Genomic DNA, 19,165 nt, shown 5'->3' with positions numbered 1-19,165 from the left:
ACGTGATCGTCACCGTGGGTATCCTGGCGTATTTCCAGATTACCTTCGACCTGACCGTACTGGCGGCCGTGTTGGCGATCATTGGTTACTCCCTCAACGACACCATCGTGGTCTTCGACCGGGTTCGTGAGAACTTCCGCGTACTGCGCAAGGCGACGTTGATCGAGAACATCAACATCTCCACCACCCAGACCCTGCTGCGAACCATGGCGACGTCGATCTCCACTTTGCTGGCGATCGCGGCACTGATGATCTTTGGTGGCGACAACCTGTGGGGCTTCTCCCTGGCGCTGTTCATTGGCGTGCTGGCGGGTACTTACTCGTCGATCTACATCGCCAACGTGGTGCTGATCTGGCTGAACCTCAACAGCGAAGACCTGATCCCTCCGGCCAGCACTGGCAAGGAGGTCGACGACCGTCCTTGATGGGCGTTTGTTGATCGGCGGTTACAAGAAAGGCGCGAGATTGAACTCGCGCCTTTTTTTTGGCTCCAAGGCTGGGTATAGCGCGGATCTTTCGATCCGTTTGTGATGGTCAGGAGGTTCAACGTGAACAAGTCGTTGCTGGTTGGTGCGGTATTGGGTGCTGTCGGTGTGACTGCCGGGGGTGCTGTTGCCACCTACAGCCTGGTAAAAAGCGGCCCTGAGTATGCGCAAGTGCTGGCGGTGCAGCCGGTAAAAACCCAGATCAAAACCCCACGTGAGGTCTGCAAGGACGTCACAGTTACCCGGCAGCGTCCGGTGCAGGATCAACATCAAATCGCGGGTACCGTGGTGGGCGCCCTTGCCGGTGGCTTGCTGGGCAACCAGGTTGGTGGTGGTAACGGCAAGAAGCTGGCCACCGTAGCCGGTGCCGTCGGCGGCGGTTACGCGGGTAACAAGGTTCAGGAAGGTATGCAGAACCGTGATACCTACACCACCACGCAGACTCGCTGTAACACCGTGAACGACATCAGCGACAAAGTTGTCGGTTATGACGTGCGTTACAACCTGGATGGCAAGGAAGGTACGGTACGTATGGAACGTGATCCAGGCGGCCAGATTCCAGTCGATAAGGAAGGGCGTCTGATCCTGGGTCAGAACCAGCAGTAATCCATGGCTTGATGCGATTCATTGGTTAAGTGCTGCAGTTGTATAGGCAGTACCACCCAAATCCCAGGCATAAAAAAAGCACCCCAAGGGGTGCTTTTTTTGTGCTCGCTCGCTTAACGCTTCAGCGAAGCCGGCAGGTGAGGCTGGATCGCCGTCAACACTGCCTTGAAGCATTTGGTGTTGCCGGCAACCACGTGGCCTTTCTCAAGGAAGTCATGACCACCGGTGAAGTCACTCACCAGGCCGCCCGCTTCCTGGATCAGCAGGGCGCCTGCAGCCATGTCCCACTCGGACAGGCCCGACTCCCAGAACGCATCAAAACGACCGGCGGCGACGTAAGCCAGGTCCAGGCTCGCTGCGCCGGCGCGACGGATGCCTGCGGTCTGGCCAACCAGGGCGCGGAACATGCCCAGGTAGTTTTCCAGGTTATCCATTTGATCATCGCGGAACGGGAAGCCAGTACCCAGCAACGCGCCATCCAGGCTGGTGCGCCCGCTCACGCGCAGGCGGCGACCGTTCAACTGGGCGCCACGGCCACGGCTGGCGGTGAATTCTTCCTGGCGGACCGGGTCCAGTACAACGGCGTGTTCCAGGCGACCACGGTATTTGCAGGCGATGCTCACCGCAAAGTGCGGGATGCCGCGCAGAAAGTTGGTGGTGCCATCCAGTGGGTCGATGATCCACAGGTAGTCTTCGCCTTCGCCGCTACCTTTGTGCAGGCCGGTTTCTTCACCGAGGATGCCGTGGGTAGGGTAGGCCTTGCGCAGGGCGTCGATGATTTTCTGTTCGGCGGCGCGATCCACTTCGGATACGTAATCCTTGGCGTCTTTTTCGTCGACCTTGATGGTATCCAGGCGCTCGATAGAGCGGAAGATCAATTCACTGGCGCTGCGGGCGGCGCGCAGCGCGATATTCAGCATGGGCTGCATGGATAGGTCACCTAAGGTTGTTAAAGAAAGCCGGGCAGTTTAGCAGAAACTTTCTCCAGGTGAAGGACGACGTTAGCTTTCGTGGCATAACCTTGGGCGGTTCTGTAAGATTTGCTCCCCTTTCCCGTGTCCGAGAGCGCCTCCCTTGCTGCAAAACATTCGTGTGGTTTTGGTCAATACCAGTCATCCCGGCAACATCGGCGGGGTGGCGCGAGCCATGAAGAACATGGGGCTGACGCGCCTGGTGCTGGTCGAGCCGCGTGTGTTTCCGCACCACGAGGCCGATGCTCGCGCATCCGGCGCCAATGACATTCTGGAAAACGCCCAGGTTGTCGCCACCCTGGAAGATGCTCTGGTCGGCTGCAACCTGGTACTCGGCACCAGCGCTCGCGATCGTCGCATTCCCTGGCCGCTGTTGGACCCGCGTGAGTGCGGCACCAAAGTGGTGGACGAGGCGGCCGGCGGCGCAGAAATCGCCCTGGTATTTGGCCGTGAAGACTCCGGCCTCACCAACGAAGAGCTGCAGCGATGTCATTACCACGTGCACATTCCGTCAGATCCTGAGTTCAGTTCGCTGAACCTTGGGGCGGCGGTGCAGGTGCTGACTTATGAAGTGCGTATGGCCTGGCTGGCTGCTGAAGGCCAGCCGAGCAAGATGGAGAAGGACGAAGTGGCGTCGACCAAAAGTGGCGAGCTGGCCACGATGGACGAGCTGGAGCGTTTCTATGAGCACCTGGAGCAAACCCTGGTGGCCATCGAATTTCTCGATCCCGAAAAACCACGGCACTTGATGGCGCGCCTGCGCCGGTTGTACGGACGCAGCTCGGTCAGCCGGGCGGAAATGAATATATTGCGGGGCATCCTCACGGAAACCCAGAAAGCGGCCCATGGCGAGTTGCTTAAGCGGAAGGATTAAAAATGTTCGAGCGTTTGCGAGAAGATATCCAAAGCGTTTTCCATCGTGACCCGGCGGCGCGCAATGCCTTTGAAGTGCTGACCTGCTACCCCGGCATGCACGCGATCTGGATTCACCGGTTATCCGGCGCCTTGTGGGGCATGGGCTGGAAATGGCTGGCGCGCCTGGTGTCCAACTTCGGTCGCTGGTTGACCGGGATCGAGATTCACCCCGGAGCCAAAGTGGGGCGTCGTTTCTTCATCGACCATGGCATGGGCATTGTGATCGGCGAAACTGCTGAGATTGGCGATGACGTGACGCTGTACCAGGGGGTGACGCTTGGCGGCACCAGCTGGAACAAGGGCAAGCGTCATCCAACGTTGGGCGACGGTGTGGTGGTGGGAGCGGGCGCCAAGGTGCTCGGGCCTTTTACCGTTGGTGCTGGTGCCAAGGTCGGCTCCAATGCCGTGGTGACCAAGGCTGTGCCGCCGGGTGCGACGGTGGTGGGGATTCCAGGTCGAATCATCGTCAAGCCGGAGGTCGGCGACGAGCAGGAAGCCAAGCGCAAGGCCATGGCCGAGAAGATCGGTTTTGATGCCTATGGCGTCAGCGAAGACATGCCTGACCCGGTAGCGCGTGCCATTGGCCAGTTGCTCGACCACCTGCAAGCGGTGGATGGCAAGCTGGACGGTATGTGCGGTGCGCTGAAGGATTTGGGTAGCAGCTATTGTGCGAAAGACCTGCCTGAGCTGCGTAAAGAAGACTTCGCCGAAATCAAGGACGAGGCGACTACCAAGGCCAACTGAGCACGACTTCCTGTGGGGGCTGGTGTGTCTGCGATAGCGGCATGCCAGCCAGCTCATAGATTGCTGACCCATCGCTATCGCGGGCAAGCCAGCTCCACATTTGATCGCTATTGATCCGGTGGTTTGTGGCGGGCCCCGTTCCCGCTGTTCGATCCCACCCCACCCTGATATGATTCGCGCGCCCTTTTTGCGGGTAATCCTGACTAAAGTACTAGGTCTTATAGTTGACTTAAATACTCGGGAATCGCATACTTGCTCCCATTCTGAAACACCTTGGTACCTTGTCCATGAGACTGACTACAAAAGGCCGATACGCGGTGACCGCCATGCTTGACCTGGCTTTGCACGCGCAAACTGGGCCGGTGTCCCTGGCCGATATCTCCGAGCGCCAAGGCATTTCCCTGTCCTACCTCGAGCAGCTGTTCGCCAAATTGCGCCGCAGCAACCTGGTTTCCAGCGTGAGGGGCCCAGGGGGTGGCTATCAACTGTCCCGCGATATGCAGGGCATCCAGGTGGCTCAGGTGATCGATGCGGTCAACGAATCCGTCGATGCGACCAAATGCCAGGGCCTGGGTGATTGCCACGCCGGCGACACCTGCCTGACGCACCACTTGTGGTGTGACTTGAGCCTGCAGATCCATGAGTTTTTGAGTGGTATCAGCTTGGCTGATCTTGTGACTCGCCGTGAGGTGCAAGAAGTAGCCCAGCGTCAGGACCAGCGCCGTTGCAACACCAAGGCGCCGCGTCTGGACAAGATCGAAGCGTCCGCCGTCGAGTGACAGCCGCAGAGCTAACGGCACGCCAGCCAGCCTGATTTAGGAGAAAGTCCATGAAATTGCCGATTTACCTTGATTACTCAGCGACCACCCCGGTTGATCCGCGTGTCGCGCAAAAGATGAGCGAATGCCTGCTGGTTGACGGAAACTTCGGTAACCCAGCCTCCCGCTCCCACGTATTCGGCTGGAAAGCCGAGGAAGCGGTCGAGAACGCTCGCCGCCAAGTCGCCGACCTGGTTGGCGCAGACCCGCGCGAAATCGTCTGGACCTCCGGCGCCACCGAATCCGACAACCTGGCTATCAAGGGCGCGGCGCACTTCTATGCGACCAAAGGCAAGCACCTGATCACCACCAAGATTGAGCACAAGGCTGTCCTCGACACCATGCGCCAACTGGAGCGTGAAGGTTTCGAGGTGACTTACCTCGAGCCGACCACCGACGGTATCGTCACTCCGGCCATGATCGAAGCCGCGTTGCGTGACGACACCATTCTGGTTTCCGTGATCCACGTGAACAACGAAATCGGCACCATCAACGACATCGAAGCGATTGGCGAGCTGACCCGTTCCAAGGGCATCCTGCTGCACGTCGACGCCGCTCAGTCCACCGGCAAGGTTGACATCGACCTGTCGAAGCTTAAAGTCGACCTTATGTCGTTCTCTGCCCACAAGACCTACGGTCCGAAAGGCATTGGCGCTCTGTACGTTAGCCGCAAGCCGCGCGTACGTATCGAAGCCACCATGCACGGCGGCGGTCACGAGCGCGGCATGCGCTCGGGCACCCTGGCGACCCACCAGATCGTTGGCATGGGCGAAGCCTTCCGTGTAGCCAAGGAAGACATGGCGGCCGAAAACGTGCGCATCAAGGCCCTGAGCGATCGCTTCTACAAGCAGGTCGAAAACCTTGAAGAGCTGTACATCAACGGCAGCATGACTGCCCGAGTACCGCACAACCTGAATTTGAGCTTCAACTACGTTGAGGGCGAGTCGCTGATCATGGCACTCAAGGACCTGGCGGTTTCGTCCGGTTCGGCCTGCACCTCTGCGTCCCTTGAGCCGTCGTACGTATTGCGCGCCCTGGGCCGCAACGACGAATTGGCGCACAGCTCGATCCGCTTTACCTTCGGCCGCTTCACCACTGAAGAGCAAGTCGACTACGCCGCGCAGAAAGTCTGCGAAGCCGTCAACAAGCTGCGCGTTCTGTCGCCACTTTGGGACATGTACAAAGACGGTGTCGATATTTCCAAGATCGAGTGGGCGGCACACTAACTATAGAAGCCGCCCCCCCAGCTCTGTAGCAACGTGGCGGAAAACGCAGGCGTTTCTACAGGGTTCCAGAGCGGCCCTGATGAGTGAGGATTCAGTACCATGGCTTACAGCGAAAAGGTCATCGACCACTACGAAAACCCGCGCAACGTCGGCAAGATGAACGCGGAAGACCCAGATGTCGGCACCGGCATGGTCGGCGCTCCGGCGTGCGGCGATGTGATGCGCCTGCAGATCAAGGTCAACGACGCTGGCGTTATCGAAGACGCCAAGTTCAAGACCTACGGCTGCGGTTCGGCCATCGCCTCCAGTTCCCTGGCGACCGAATGGATGAAAGGCAAGACCCTGGATGAGGCTGTCACCATCAGCAACACCCAGCTGGCCGAAGAACTGGCCCTGCCGCCGGTGAAAATTCACTGCTCGGTACTTGCGGAGGACGCCATCAAGGCGGCCGTTCGCGACTACAAGCAGAAGAAAGGCTTGATCTAAGCATTTGCGACGAGTAAGGAGTCAACGATGGCTATCAGCATGACAGAAGCGGCTGCGCAGCACATTCGCCGCTCCCTGAATGGGCGCGGTAAAGGTGAGGGGATTCGTCTGGGTGTTCGCACCACGGGCTGTTCCGGCCTTGCCTACGTGCTGGAGTTTGTCGACGAGGTGGTTGCGGAAGACCAGGTGTTCGAAAGTCACGGCGAAAAAGTGATCATCGACCCAAAAAGCCTGACCTACCTGGACGGCACCGAGCTCGATTTCGTCAAGGAAGGGTTGAACGAAGGCTTCAAGTTCAACAACCCCAACGTACGCGGTGAATGTGGCTGCGGCGAAAGCTTCAACATCTGAGGCTTCTTGTGGGTACTCCTTGTCATTTCGCTTTATTCGAGCTGCAGCCGAGCTTTCGGCTGGATCTTGAGCAGCTTGCCACGCGCTATCGTGAATTGGCGCGTGGCGTGCATCCAGACCGCTTCGCTGACGCTTCCGAGCGTGAGCAACGCCTGGCGCTGGAGCAATCGGCCAGCCTCAACGAAGCCTATCAGACGCTCAAAAGCCCCCCGAAACGCGCGCGTTATTTGCTGGCGATGAAGGGCGGTGAGTTGCCGATGGAAGTCACCGTGCACGACCCGGACTTCCTGATGCAGCAGATGCAGTGGCGCGAAGAACTTGAAGACTTGCAGGACCAGGCCGATGTGGCCGGCGTCGCGGTCTTCAAGCGCCGTCTGAAAGCTGCCCAGGATGAGCTCAACGAAAGCTTCGCAGCCTGTTGGGATGATGCCGCGCAACGCGAACAGGCCGAACGCCTGATGCGGCGCATGCAGTTTCTCGACAAGCTCACCTACGAAGTGCGCCAGCTAGAAGAGCGCCTCGACGATTAACCCAGTGTGCTGCCCGTGATGCGCGCCTGTATAGACAGATAAGACCTGATTACCATGGCTCTACTGCAAATCGCCGAACCCGGCCAAAGCCCTCAACCGCACCAGCGTCGCCTGGCGGTCGGGATTGACCTGGGCACCACCAATTCCCTGGTTGCTGCCGTGCGCAGCGGCCTGTCCGAGCCATTGCCCGACGCCGACGGCCAACTGATTCTGCCGTCCGCCGTGCGCTATCACCCCGACCGTATCGAAGTGGGTGAGTCAGCCAAGCTGGCGGCGTCTACCGACCCATTGAATACTGTGTTGTCGGTCAAGCGCTTGATGGGCCGTGGGTTGTCCGACGTCAAGCAGTTGGGCGACCAGATGCCTTACCGCTTTGTCGGTGGCGAATCCCATATGCCGTTCATCGACACCGTTCAAGGCCCGAAAAGCCCGGTGGAAGTGTCAGCCGATATCCTCAAGGTGCTGCGCCAGCGTGCGGAAACCACCTTGGGCGGCGAACTGGTTGGCGCGGTGATTACAGTTCCGGCCTATTTCGATGACGCTCAGCGCCAAGCTACCAAGGATGCGGCGAAACTCGCCGGCCTGAATGTGCTGCGCTTGCTTAACGAGCCGACCGCTGCTGCCGTGGCTTACGGCCTGGACCAGCATGCTGAAGGCTTGGTCGCGATTTACGACCTGGGCGGCGGCACCTTTGATATTTCAATCCTGCGCCTGACCGGCGGTGTCTTTGAAGTGCTGGCGACCGGCGGCGACAGCGCCCTCGGCGGCGATGACTTCGACCACGCCATTGCGGGCTGGATCATCAGCAGTGCGGGCTTATCTGCCGACCTGGACCCAGGCGCGCAGCGTAACCTGCTGCAAACCGCCTGCGCCGCCAAGGAGGCGCTGACGGAGGCTGCAACTGTTGAAGTCTCCTACGGCGCCTGGTCGGCTCAACTGACGCGTGAAGCGTTCGATGCGTTGATCGAACCGATGGTCGCCCGCAGCCTGAAAGCCTGCCGCCGCGCCGTGCGTGATTCCGGTATCGAGCTGGAGGACGTCGGTGCCGTGGTCATGGTCGGCGGTTCCACCCGCGTTCCACGCGTTCGTGAAGCCGTCGCCGAAGCCTTTGGCCGTCAACCGCTGACTGACATCGACCCGGATCAAGTGGTGGCCATTGGTGCTGCGATCCAGGCCGATACCCTGGCCGGCAACAAGCGCGATGGTGGCGAATTGTTGCTGCTCGACGTGATTCCTTTGTCCCTGGGGCTGGAAACCATGGGCGGCCTGATGGAAAAGGTGATTCCGCGCAACACCACCATTCCTGTCGCCCGCGCCCAGGACTTCACCACCTATAAAGACGGCCAGACGGCCATGATGATTCATGTGCTGCAAGGCGAGCGCGAGCTGATCAACGACTGCCGCTCCCTGGCCCGCTTTGAATTGCGCGGTATTCCGGCCATGGTAGCGGGCGCGGCGAAGATTCGCGTGACCTTCCAGGTTGATGCCGATGGCCTGCTGAGCGTGGCGGCCCGTGAACTGGGCTCGGGTGTCGAAGCCAGTATCCAGGTCAAACCGTCCTACGGGCTGACGGACGGTGAAATTGCCAAGATGCTCAAAGACTCGTTCCAATATGCCGGCGACGACAAGGTCGCTCGCGTGTTGCGTGAGCAGCAAGTTGACGCCCAGCGCCTGCTCGAAGCGGTGCAGGGCGCCCTTGATACCGATGGCGAGCGCCTGTTGGATGCCGAAGAGCGCATGGTCATCGACCTGCAGATGCAGGAGCTGGCCGAACTGATGAAAGGCAACGATGGTTACGCCATCGAGCAGCAGACCAAGCGCTTGTCGCAGGTCACTGACGCCTTTGCCGCCCGCCGCATGGATCAGACGGTGAAAGCCGCACTGGCGGGGCGCAACCTGAATGAAATTGAGGAATAACTGATGCCGCAGGTCACTTTTCTACCGCACGCCGAGCATTGCCCGGACGGCATGGTCGTGGAGGCTGAGACCGGCAAGTCCCTTCTCGACGTCGCGCATGACAACCATATCGAGATCGAAAGTGCTTGTGGTGGCGTGAATTCCTGCACCACTTGTCACTGCATCATTCGTAAGGGTTTCAATAGCCTTAACGAGGCCGGTGACCTGGAAGAAGACAATCTTGATAAGGCGTGGGGCCTGGAGCCAACGTCGCGCCTGAGCTGTCAGGCGAAAGTGGGGACTGAAGACCTCACCGTTGAAATTCCGAAATATTCGCTCAACCATGCGGCTGAAGCGCCGCATTGATCCAAGGAACTGTCATGAGCCTGAAATGGGTTGATGTACAAGAAATAGCTATACAACTTGCAGAAGCTCATCCTGAGGTCAATCCTCTTACGGTGAACTTCGTCAAGCTGCGCAACCTCGTAATGGAACTGCCGGATTTTGACGACGTCCCGGATCGGGGTGGCGAAAAGGTCCTGGAGGCGATTCAAGGCCTGTGGATCGAAGAAGCAGACTGAGCCGCTTATTACGCAGTTAGGCAATACCCAATAACCCGCGTATAATTCGCGGGTTTAATTTTTCGTAAATTACCGTTTCTGGAGTTACACCATGGCTGTTCAACGTACTTTCTCCATCATCAAGCCTGACGCTGTTGCAAAAAACGTCATCGGCGAGATCACCACTCGTTTCGAAAAAGCCGGCCTGAAGGTTGTAGCTTCGAAACTCAAGCAACTGTCCAAGGCTGAAGCTGAAGGCTTCTACGCTGAGCACAGCGCTCGTGGCTTCTTCGGCGACCTGGTTGCCTTCATGATCTCCGGTCCTGTTGTTGTTCAGGTTCTGGAAGGCGAAAACGCTATCGCTCTGAACCGTGAGCTGATGGGCGCTACCAACCCTAAAGAAGCAGCTGCCGGCACCATCCGTGCTGATTTCGCTGAGTCCATCGACGCCAACGCTGTACACGGTTCGGACTCCGAAGCCGCTGCTGCTCGCGAAATCTCGTACTTCTTCGCAGCTACTGAAGTAACCGCTCGCTAAGCATCGGCTTAAAGAGTGAGGGTGAATCCATGACTACATCGACTGTTAAAACCAACCTGCTGGGTCTGACTCAGCCGGAAATGGAGAAATTCTTCGACTCAATCGGGGAGAAGCGTTTCCGTGCCGGTCAGGTAATGAAGTGGATTCACCACTTTGGCGTCGACGATTTCGACGCCATGACGAACGTCAGCAAGGCCCTGCGCGACAAGCTCAAGGCCATTGCCGAGGTCCGTGGTCCCGAAGTGGTCAGCGAGGACATCTCCAGCGACGGCACCCGTAAGTGGGTGGTGCGCGTGGCGTCCGGCAGTTGCGTCGAGACCGTGTACATTCCCCAGGGCAAGCGCGGCACCTTATGCGTTTCGTCCCAGGCAGGCTGTGCCCTGGACTGCAGTTTCTGCTCCACCGGCAAGCAAGGCTTCAACAGCAACCTCACCGCCGCCGAAGTCATCGGCCAGGTTTGGATTGCCAACAAATCCTTTGGCAGCGTCCCGGCGACCGTCGACCGTGCCATCACCAATGTGGTGATGATGGGCATGGGTGAGCCGCTGCTGAACTTCGACAACGTGATTGCGGCCATGCACTTGATGATGGACGACCTGGGCTACGGCATCTCCAAGCGCCGTGTGACCCTGTCGACCTCCGGCGTGGTCCCGATGATCGATGAGCTGGCCAAGCACATCGACGTGTCCCTGGCGTTGTCGCTGCACGCACCGAATGACGCATTGCGTAACCAATTGGTGCCGATCAACAAGAAGTATCCGCTTAAGATGCTGCTCGAGTCCTGCCAGCGTTATATGGCGACCTTGGGTGAAAAACGCGTACTGACCATTGAGTACACCATGCTCAAGGACATCAACGACAAGGTCGAGCATGCGGTCGAGATGATCGAGTTGCTCAAGAACACCCCGTGCAAGATCAACCTGATTCCGTTCAACCCGTTTCCCCATTCTGGCTACGAGCGGCCGAGCAACAACGCTATCCGCCGTTTCCAGGATCAACTGCACCAGGCCGGCTACAACGTCACCGTGCGTACGACTCGCGGTGAAGACATCGACGCCGCCTGTGGCCAATTGGTAGGGCAGGTGCTGGATCGCACCCGCCGCAGTGAGCGTTACATCGCCGTGCGTGAGTTGAGCGCAGCCGACGATATGCCGCAAAGCGCTGCAAATCGAACCTGAGAGAGGACCTCTATGCCCTTGCGCCTTGCGCTGCTGTTGCTTGTTACCGGTCTTTTGGCCGGTTGTGTTTCATCGGGCCATGACAGCCCTTTGCAAACCGGCAAGGGTCGCGAAGCGGCGCGAGTGGCCTATGTGCAGCTGGGCTTGGGCTATTTGCAACAGGGCATGAACGAGCAGGCCAAGGTCCCATTGAAGAAGGCCCTTGAACTGGACGTCAACGATGCTGATGCCAATGCCGCGTTGGCGCTGGTCTTCAAGGCTCAGGCCGAGCCCGAACTGGCGGATCAATATTTCACGAAGGCGCTGGCTTCCCGTCCTGGCGACGCTCGGTTGCTGAACAACTACGGCAGTTTCCTGTTCGAGCAGAAACGTTATGAACAGGCCGCCGCTTATTTCCGGCAAGCCAGCACCGATACCCTTTATCCTGAGCGTTCGCGCGTTTTCGAGAACCTAGGGGTGACTTCGATACACCTCGGCCAGCGCGAGCTTGCGCGCCAGCAACTGGAAAAAGCCCTGCTTCTGAACGCTCGCCAGCCACGCGCTTTGCTTGAAATGGCTGAGTTGTCTTACGAAGACAGGCATTATGTGCCGGCACGCGACTATTACGAGCGTTTCAGCCTGCTCAGCGGGCACAATGCACGTAGTCTGTTGCTCGGTGTGCGCCTGGCGACGGTTCATGAAGAACGCGACACGGCCGCACGTTTTGGCCAGCAACTTGAACGACTCTATCCCGGTACGCCGGAATATCAGCAATACCTGTCGGAGCAATGATGAAAGCCGCGCACCCGGAAGTTGTAGCAGCTAATCGCGTCAACCCAGGCGAGACCTTGCGTCAGGCCCGCGAGAGCAATGGTTGGTCGCTGGCGGAAGTGGCCCTCAAGCTCAATTTGACCACCACCTCCCTGGCCAACCTGGAGGCTGGCGCGTTCGACAAACTGCCTGGGCACACGTTCGCCCGTGGCTATATCCGCGCCTATGCCAAATTGTTGGGTATCGACCAGACCGTGCTGGTCCAGGCGTTCGACCAGTTCACCGGCACCGACTCCCAGGGCAGTAATGTGCATGGCCTCGGTCGCATTGAAGAGCCCACTCGGGTTTCCCACACGATTTTGCGCATTGTCAGCCTGTTGCTGTTGATTGCCGTGATCGGTGGCGGCTTCGTCTGGTGGCAAGACCAGACCTCCCAGCGCAATAAAGACCTGACCAGCAATGCCCTGGAGCACGTCGAGGTCGAAAGCGCCGACGGCACTACGCAGATTCATCCGCTGGATGAGCCGGAAGACCAGGCGGTCGTCGAAGGGCAAGCCGCGCCGCAAGCGCCTGCCACTGCCGAACAGCCTGCTCCGGAAGGCGGCAGCGCACCTGCTGCGACTGCCGCCGCACCCGCTCCGGTTCCAGCAGCACCCGCGGCCCAGGCCCAGGCTCCCGCACCGGCTGCTCCGGCACAGGCTCCAGCGCCGGCCGCGCCGACTGCGCCAGCCATGTCGCCGCCCACCACCCCAGCGTTGATCGCCGGTGACGGGCGCGTACAGATCACCTTCATCGCTGACTGCTGGACGCAAGTCACCGATGGCAATGGCAAAGTGCTGTTTAGCGGTCTCAAGCGTAAGGGAGATACTCTTGACCAGGGCGGCAAGCCTCCTTTGACGCTGCGTCTGGGCTTCGCCCGTGGCGCGCAAGTGGCCTACAACGGCCAGCCTGTGGACGTGGCGCCGTTCACCAGTGGCGAGACAGCTCGCATCAAGTTGGGACAATAGTCATGCACGGCGAATCTCCAATCAAACGTCGCGTATCGCGCAAGATCTGGGTCGGCTCGGTGCCGGTGGGCGGCGACGCCCCCATCGCGGTGCAGAGCATGACCAACAGCGACACCAATGACGTGGCCGCCACAGTCGCCCAGATCAACCGTCTGGAAGCGGCCGGCGTGGACATCGTGCGGGTTTCCGTACCGGATATGGACGCTGCCGAAGCTTTTGGCCGCATCAAGCAATTGGTCAAGGTGCCGCTGGTTGCCGACATTCACTTCGACTACAAAATCGCGTTGCGCGTAGCCGAACTGGGTGTGGACTGCCTGCGGATCAACCCGGGCAACATCGGTCGTGAAGACCGTGTGCGGGCCGTGGTGGATGCGGCCCGTGATCGCGGTATTCCCATCCGCATCGGCGTCAACGCCGGTTCGCTGGAAAAAGACCTGCAAAAGAAATACGGCGAGCCTACTCCGGCGGCGCTGGTCGAGTCGGCGTTGCGCCACGTTGAACACCTGGAACGCCTGAATTTCCAGGACTTCAAGGTCAGTGTAAAGGCGTCCGACGTGTTCATGGCCGTAGAAGCCTACCGCCTGCTGGCCAAGGAAATCGTGCAGCCGCTGCACCTGGGCATCACTGAAGCGGGCGGTTTACGCTCAGGCACAGTGAAATCTGCGGTGGGTCTCGGTATGCTGCTCGCCGAAGGGATTGGCGATACTATCCGCATCTCCCTGGCGGCAGACCCCGTAGAGGAAGTGAAGGTCGGTTACGACATTCTCAAATCCCTGCGTTTGCGTTCCCGTGGCATCAACTTCATTGCCTGCCCGAGCTGCTCGCGGCAGAACTTCGACGTGGTGAAAACCATGAACGACCTGGAGTTGCGTCTCGAAGACCTGCTGGTGCCGCTGGATGTCGCGGTGATCGGTTGCGTGGTCAACGGGCCAGGCGAGGCCAAAGAAGCGCATGTGGGCCTGACCGGCGGTACACCGAACCTGATTTACATCGACGGCAAGCCGTCGCAGAAATTGACGAATGACAATCTTGTGGATGAGCTGGAAAAGCTGATCCGCGAGAAAGCGGCCGAAAAGGTCGCCGCTGATGCAGCGCTGATCGCTCGCGGCTGATTGAACGAATTTAAGGATTTGATGTGAGCAAGTCTCTGCAAGCCATTCGTGGCATGAACGATATCCTGCCGGAGCAGACGCCACTGTGGCGTTATTTCGAGAGCACTGTCGCGCGCCTGCTGGATAACTACGGTTACAAGCAGATCCGCATGCCGATCGTCGAGTTCACCGAGCTGTTCAAACGCTCCATCGGTGAAGTGACCGACATCGTCGAAAAAGAGATGTACACCTTTGAAGACCGTAACGGCGACTCCCTGACCCTGCGTCCGGAAGGCACCGCCGCATGCGTTCGCGCTGTGCTGGAGCATGGCATCACGGGTGGTGGCCAGCCTCAGAAGCTGTGGTACATCGGCCCGATGTTCCGCCACGAGCGTCCGCAGAAAGGTCGTTATCGTCAGTTCCACCAGATCGGTTGCGAAGTCTTCAACCTGGACGGTCCGGATATCGACGCCGAGCTGATCATTCTGACCTGGCGCCTGTGGGGCCAGTTGGGCATCCGCGACGCGGTCAAGCTTGAACTCAACAGCCTGGGCACCAGCGAATCGCGCAGCCGTTACCGGGGCGCCCTGGTCGAGTACCTGTCTGCCCACCTGGACAAATTGGACGAAGACAGTCAGCGCCGCCTGAAGACAAACCCGCTGCGCGTGCTTGATACCAAGAACGCCGACACCCAGGCTGTACTGGTCGGCGCGCCGAAAATGGCCGACTACCTGGACGACGAATCCCGCACGCACTTCGAGGGCCTCAAGGCTCGCCTGGATGCGGCAGGTATCCCCTATGTGATTAACCCCAAGCTGGTGCGCGGCCTCGATTACTACAGCAAGACGGTGTTCGAGTGGATCACCGACAAACTGGGCGCCCAAGGCACCGTGTGTGCCGGTGGTCGCTATGACGGCCTGGTCGAGCAAATGGGTGGCAAGCCGACCGCCGGCGTGGGGTTCGCCATGGGCATCGAGCGGCTGATCCTGCTGCTGGAGACCCTTGAGCAAGTGCCGCAGGAAATTTCCCGTCAGGTGGATGTGTATCTCTGTGCGTTTGGCGAGGCCGCCGAACTGGCTGCCCTGGCTCTGAGCGAAAAAGTGCGTGACCAACTGCCGAACCTGCGTCTGCAAATCAATGCCGGCGCGGGTAGCTTCAAGAGCCAGTTCAAGAAAGCCGACAAAAGCGGCGCGTTGTACGCGCTGATCCTCGGCGATGACGAATTGGCCCAGCAAGTGATAGGTTTCAAACCCCTGCGTGGCCAGGGCGAACAACAGAACATTGCCTTTGATGCGCTTGCTGCGCACCTGGCCACCTGCGTCGTGCAGGGTTGAAGCTGTCGAACAGCCGAATTTAGCGATTAAGGAGTATTGGGGTGTCGAGTACTGATGATGAGCAACTGGCCGAGTTCAAGGACTGGTGGCAGCGTAACGGCAAGCCCCTGGTTACTGGCGGTCTGCTGGCTTTAGTGGTGGTGTTCGGCTGGCAAGCCTGGACCAAGTATCAGGCTAACCAGTCCCAGGGCGCCTCGATTGTTTATCAGCAATTGCTGGAAACTACCCTGACGCCGGACGGCAAGCCGGACCCTGCCCAAGTGGCGGACCTGGCCGGCAAGCTGAAGAACGAATTTGGCGGTACTACCTACGCCCAGTACGGCAGCCTGTTCGTCGCGAAAGTCGCGGTCGACACCGGCAAGCTGGATGATGCAGCCACTGAGCTGAAAGCCATCGCCGACAAACCCATCAACCCGACCCTGGGTGAAATCGCACGTCAACGCCTGGCACAGGTATTGGCGGCACAGAACAAAGCCGACGAAGCACTCAAACTGCTCGACGGCGATGCTGACAAGGCATTTGTAGCCACTCGCGAAGAGCTCAAGGGCGACCTGTTGGTCCAATTGGGTCGTACCGACGAAGCCAATGCTGCGTACCAAAAAGCCAAGGCGGCGCTGTCTGATGAAGCGGCAGTCGGTGGCTTACAAATCAAGCTCGACGACTTGGCCAAAGGGGATGCGTGACGTGATCCGTTGGAAACATGCAGCATTGCTGGCTCTGGCCGTTCTGGCCGCGGGTTGCAGCAGCAACAGTAAAAAAGAACTGCCGCCTGCGGAGCTGACCAGCTTCAAGGAAGAAGTGGTCCTGCAAAAGCAGTGGAGCCGCTCCATCGGTGACGGTCAGGGCGAAACCTACAACATGTTGGTACCGGCAATCGACGGTGAGAACATTGTGGCGGCTGACGTGACCGGCATTGTGACCTCCATGGATCGCATGACCGGTGACGTGAAGTGGAAGAAAGACCTTGAACTGCCTGTCTCCGGCGCCGTAGGCGTGGGTTATGGCATGGTCATGCTCGGCACGCTGAAAGGCGAAGTCGTGGCTCTGGATTCCAGCACCGGTGAAGAAAAGTGGCGCGCTCGCGTGACCAGTGAAGTGCTCGCGCCGCCTGCCACCAACGGCGATATCGTCGTGGTGCAAACCCAGGATGACCGCGTGATCGGTCTGGACGCCAGCACTGGCGAACAGCGCTGGTTGTACGACAGTACCCCGGCGGTGCTGACCCTGCGCGGTACCAGTGGTCCGATTGTGACCAATAATCTGGCCGTTGCCGGGCTGTCGACCGGTAAAGTGGTCGCCCTGAATACCCAGAACGGCGTGCCGGCCTGGGAAACTCGTGTGGCTATCCCACAAGGTCGTTCCGAGTTGGATCGCGTCGTAGACATCGACGGCGGCTTGTTGTTGTCCGGCGAGACCCTCTATGTCGCCACCTATCAAGGCCGCGTTGCGGCACTGGACCTGCAGAGCGGTCGCGTTAACTGGCAGCGTGATGCTTCCAGCTACGCGGGTGTCGCTCAAGGGTTTGGCAGCGTCTACGTAAGCCTGGCGTCCGGCACCGTTGAAAGTGTCGACGAGCGCTCCACCACTGCGCTGTGGAGCAACGACTCCCTGGCTCGCCGTCAGCTGTCGGCACCGGAAGTCTTCTCCAGCTACGTGGCGGTGGGTGACTTCGAAGGTTACCTGCACCTGCTGAGCCAGGTGGACGGTCGCTTTGTAGGTCGCGAGCGTATTGACAGCGACGGTTTGCGTGCGCGTCCGCTGGTGGTGGGTAACATGCTTTATGTGTATGGCAACAGCGGCAAGCTGGAAGCCCTGACCATCAAGTAAGAACGATGCTTGAGGGCCTGGCCCTCTGGCAGCTTCACCTGTAGGAGCGAGCGACATGTGGCGAGGAAGCTTGCTTCCGCTGGGGCGCGAAGCGCTCCCAAACCGGCCAACCGGATGTATCTGATGCATCTTGAATGCCTGGTTTTGGGGCTGCTACGCAGCCAGCGGGAGCAAGCTCCCTCGCCATAGCAAGCTCGCTCCTGCAGTCGAGCACCAGCCGCTGCCCTGCAGCGGCTTTTGTATTTTCTGAAATAACGAAGTGGAGAGCCGCATGGTTCCCGTAATCGCCCTGGTGGGCCGACCTAACGTCGGCAAGTCCACCTTGTTCAACCGCCTGACCAGGACTCGCGACGCCATCGTCGGCGACTTGTCCGGTCTTACCCGTGATCGCCAATACGGTGAGGCAAAGTGGCAAGGGCGCTCCTACATTATTGTCGACACCGGTGGTATCTCCGGTGATGAACATGGCATGGACGAAAAAATGGCCGAGCAGTCGCTGCTGGCCATTGAAGAAGCTGATGTCGTGTTGTTCCTGGTGGATGCCCGCGCGGGCTATACCGCTGCCGACCAGATGATTGGCGAGCACCTGCGCAAGCGCAACAAGCGTTCTTATCTGGTCGCGAACAAGATCGATAACATCGATCCTGAAGCGGCCCGTGCCGAATTCAGCCCGATGGGCCTGGGCGACGCGATCCCGGTTGCCGGCGCTCACGGTCGCGGCATCACGCAGATGCTGGAAATTGCTCTCAGCACATTTCCAAAAGATGACGATGAGGAAGAAGAGGGTGAGGAGGAGATCGTCGCCGAAGGCGAGGAGGCCAAGCGCATTCCTGGCCCGAGCGAAAAAGACGGTATCAAGATCGCCATCATCGGCCGCCCTAACGTCGGCAAATCGACCCTGGTCAACCGCATGCTCGGTGAAGATCGGGTAATCGTCTATGACGAACCCGGCACCACCCGCGACAGTATCTATATCCCGTTCGAGCGTAATGACGAAAAGTACACGCTGATCGACACCGCCGGTGTGCGCAAGCGCGGCAAGATCCACGAAGAAGTTGAAAAATTCTCCGTGGTCAAAACCCTGCAAGCGATCAAAGACGCCAACGTGGTGATCTTTGTGATGGACGCACGCGAAGGCGTAGTGGACCACGACCTGAACCTGCTGGGCTTCGCCCTGGAAGCCGGTCGAGCCCTGGTGATCGCCATCAACAAGTGGGACGGCATGACGCCGAGCGAGCGCGATTTCGTCAAGATCGAGCTGCAGCGTCGTCTGTTCTTCGTTGAATTCGCCGATATTCACTTTATCTCGGCGCTGCACGGCACCGGCGTGGGCAACCTTTACGCCTCGGTACAGAACTCGTTCAAGTCTGCAGTTACCCGCTGGCCGACCAACCGCCTTACCCAGATCCTGGAAGACGCGGTGGGCGAGCACGCGCCGCCGATGGTCAACAACCGCCGCATCAAACTGCGTTACGCCCACTTGGGTGGTGCCAACCCGCCGATTATCGTGATCCACGGTAACCAGATCGAGAAGGTGCCCAAGTCCTATGTGCGTTACCTGGAGAACACCTATCGCCGTGTCTTGAAGCTGGTCGGTACGCCGATCCGTATCGAGTTCAAGGGCGGCGAGAACCCATACGAAGGCAACAAGAACAGCCTTACCGACCGCCAGGTCAACAAAAAACGCCGGATGATGACGCATCACAAGAAAGCCGACAAAAAGCGCCGCGACAAGCGCTGATATCGACGTTCAAAAAAAGGGCTCATTGCGAGCCCTTTTTTGTGCGCGACAGTTTGTGCCTTGACCCGATGCGGCAGGCAGCTTAAAACTTGGGACTCACCTGCAGGGGCC

At 59.2% G+C, this 19,165-nt stretch carries 21 protein-coding genes and 1 pseudogene; 21 read left to right on the top strand and 1 reads right to left on the bottom strand.

Annotated elements, in window-relative coordinates:
- Together Q1V60_RS20370 and Q1V60_RS20365 are read left to right on the top strand one after the other, a co-directional pair.
- Positions 1-425 (top strand): annotated as a pseudogene (locus Q1V60_RS20370) (protein translocase subunit SecF); the annotation flags it as partial.
- 123 nt (positions 426-548) lie between these two features.
- Positions 549-1,091: a glycine zipper 2TM domain-containing protein gene (locus tag Q1V60_RS20365; RefSeq protein WP_300633946.1), complete on the top strand. Its 543-nt coding sequence runs from the start codon at positions 549-551 to the stop codon at positions 1,089-1,091.
- 113 nt (positions 1,092-1,204) lie between these two features.
- Here Q1V60_RS20365 and suhB read toward each other — a convergent pair whose 3' ends face one another.
- Positions 1,205-2,020 carry an inositol-phosphate phosphatase gene (gene suhB, locus Q1V60_RS20360; protein WP_003175971.1) on the bottom strand — a complete coding sequence of 272 codons (816 nt, stop codon included), beginning with the start codon at positions 2,018-2,020 and terminating at the stop codon, positions 1,205-1,207.
- 145 nt (positions 2,021-2,165) lie between these two features.
- Here suhB and trmJ point away from each other — a divergent pair, with 145 nt between their 5' ends.
- From trmJ to der, 19 genes are all read left to right on the top strand, one after another.
- A complete protein-coding gene (trmJ, locus tag Q1V60_RS20355) occupies positions 2,166-2,936 on the top strand; it encodes a tRNA (cytosine(32)/uridine(32)-2'-O)-methyltransferase TrmJ (RefSeq protein WP_300633943.1) in 771 nt (256 codons plus the stop codon).
- 2 nt (positions 2,937-2,938) lie between these two features.
- The gene (gene cysE, locus Q1V60_RS20350) at positions 2,939-3,721 is read left to right on the top strand and encodes a serine O-acetyltransferase (RefSeq protein ID WP_300633941.1); all 783 of its coding nucleotides are present in this window, start codon (positions 2,939-2,941) and stop codon (positions 3,719-3,721) included.
- A 287-nt stretch (positions 3,722-4,008) separates the two neighbouring features.
- Entirely contained in the window at positions 4,009-4,500 is a 492-nt protein-coding gene (gene iscR / locus Q1V60_RS20345; RefSeq protein WP_003194020.1) for a Fe-S cluster assembly transcriptional regulator IscR, read from the top strand.
- Positions 4,501-4,550: 50 nt separating this feature from the next.
- Entirely contained in the window at positions 4,551-5,765 is a 1,215-nt protein-coding gene (locus tag Q1V60_RS20340) for an IscS subfamily cysteine desulfurase (protein ID WP_300633938.1), read from the top strand.
- Positions 5,766-5,864: 99 nt separating this feature from the next.
- Positions 5,865-6,251, top strand: a complete 387-nt coding sequence (gene iscU, locus Q1V60_RS20335) for a Fe-S cluster assembly scaffold IscU (protein WP_003175965.1) — start codon at positions 5,865-5,867, stop codon at positions 6,249-6,251.
- Between the two features lie 27 nt (positions 6,252-6,278).
- Positions 6,279-6,602 (top strand): iron-sulfur cluster assembly protein IscA, encoded by a 324-nt coding sequence (iscA, locus tag Q1V60_RS20330; protein WP_003175963.1) that lies wholly within the window; start codon positions 6,279-6,281, stop codon positions 6,600-6,602.
- Positions 6,603-6,610: 8 nt separating this feature from the next.
- Positions 6,611-7,132 (top strand): co-chaperone HscB, encoded by a 522-nt coding sequence (gene hscB, locus Q1V60_RS20325; RefSeq protein ID WP_076949878.1) that lies wholly within the window; start codon positions 6,611-6,613, stop codon positions 7,130-7,132.
- Positions 7,133-7,186: 54 nt separating this feature from the next.
- Entirely contained in the window at positions 7,187-9,049 is a 1,863-nt protein-coding gene (hscA, locus tag Q1V60_RS20320; protein WP_300633933.1) for a Fe-S protein assembly chaperone HscA, read from the top strand.
- A 3-nt stretch (positions 9,050-9,052) separates the two neighbouring features.
- Positions 9,053-9,394 (top strand): ISC system 2Fe-2S type ferredoxin, encoded by a 342-nt coding sequence (gene fdx / locus Q1V60_RS20315; protein ID WP_300633931.1) that lies wholly within the window; start codon positions 9,053-9,055, stop codon positions 9,392-9,394.
- Between the two features lie 14 nt (positions 9,395-9,408).
- On the top strand, positions 9,409-9,609 hold the full coding sequence (gene iscX / locus Q1V60_RS20310) for a Fe-S cluster assembly protein IscX (protein WP_057021707.1): 201 nt from the start codon (positions 9,409-9,411) through the stop codon (positions 9,607-9,609).
- Between the two features lie 91 nt (positions 9,610-9,700).
- A complete protein-coding gene (gene ndk, locus Q1V60_RS20305) occupies positions 9,701-10,126 on the top strand; it encodes a nucleoside-diphosphate kinase (protein WP_003175956.1) in 426 nt (141 codons plus the stop codon).
- A gap of 29 nt (positions 10,127-10,155) precedes the next feature.
- Positions 10,156-11,304 carry a 23S rRNA (adenine(2503)-C(2))-methyltransferase RlmN gene (gene rlmN / locus Q1V60_RS20300; RefSeq protein WP_300633927.1) on the top strand — a complete coding sequence of 383 codons (1,149 nt, stop codon included), beginning with the start codon at positions 10,156-10,158 and terminating at the stop codon, positions 11,302-11,304.
- Between the two features lie 12 nt (positions 11,305-11,316).
- Positions 11,317-12,075, top strand: a complete 759-nt coding sequence (gene pilW, locus Q1V60_RS20295; protein WP_300633925.1) for a type IV pilus biogenesis/stability protein PilW — start codon at positions 11,317-11,319, stop codon at positions 12,073-12,075.
- Positions 12,075-13,061, top strand: a complete 987-nt coding sequence (locus Q1V60_RS20290) for a RodZ family helix-turn-helix domain-containing protein (protein WP_300633923.1) — start codon at positions 12,075-12,077, stop codon at positions 13,059-13,061. The genes pilW and Q1V60_RS20290 overlap by 1 nt, the downstream gene beginning before the upstream one ends.
- A 2-nt stretch (positions 13,062-13,063) precedes the next feature.
- Positions 13,064-14,173, top strand: coding sequence for a flavodoxin-dependent (E)-4-hydroxy-3-methylbut-2-enyl-diphosphate synthase (gene ispG, locus Q1V60_RS20285; protein ID WP_003175952.1), 1,110 nt, complete (start codon positions 13,064-13,066; stop codon positions 14,171-14,173).
- 23 nt (positions 14,174-14,196) lie between these two features.
- Positions 14,197-15,486, top strand: coding sequence for a histidine--tRNA ligase (hisS, locus tag Q1V60_RS20280; protein WP_300633920.1), 1,290 nt, complete (start codon positions 14,197-14,199; stop codon positions 15,484-15,486).
- 41 nt (positions 15,487-15,527) lie between these two features.
- Entirely contained in the window at positions 15,528-16,169 is a 642-nt protein-coding gene (locus Q1V60_RS20275; RefSeq protein WP_300633919.1) for a tetratricopeptide repeat protein, read from the top strand.
- Positions 16,162-17,313, top strand: coding sequence for an outer membrane protein assembly factor BamB (gene bamB / locus Q1V60_RS20270; RefSeq protein WP_300633917.1), 1,152 nt, complete (start codon positions 16,162-16,164; stop codon positions 17,311-17,313). Before Q1V60_RS20275 ends, bamB begins: the two co-directional genes overlap by 8 nt.
- Before the next feature lie 271 nt (positions 17,314-17,584).
- On the top strand, positions 17,585-19,054 hold the full coding sequence (gene der, locus Q1V60_RS20265; protein ID WP_076949869.1) for a ribosome biogenesis GTPase Der: 1,470 nt from the start codon (positions 17,585-17,587) through the stop codon (positions 19,052-19,054).
- The last annotated feature ends 111 nt before the right edge of the window (positions 19,055-19,165 follow it).

Source organism: Pseudomonas sp. (assembly GCF_030147005.1).
Classification (GTDB): Bacteria; Pseudomonadota; Gammaproteobacteria; order Pseudomonadales; family Pseudomonadaceae; genus Aquipseudomonas.
This window is presented reverse-complemented; position numbering and strand designations above follow the sequence as displayed.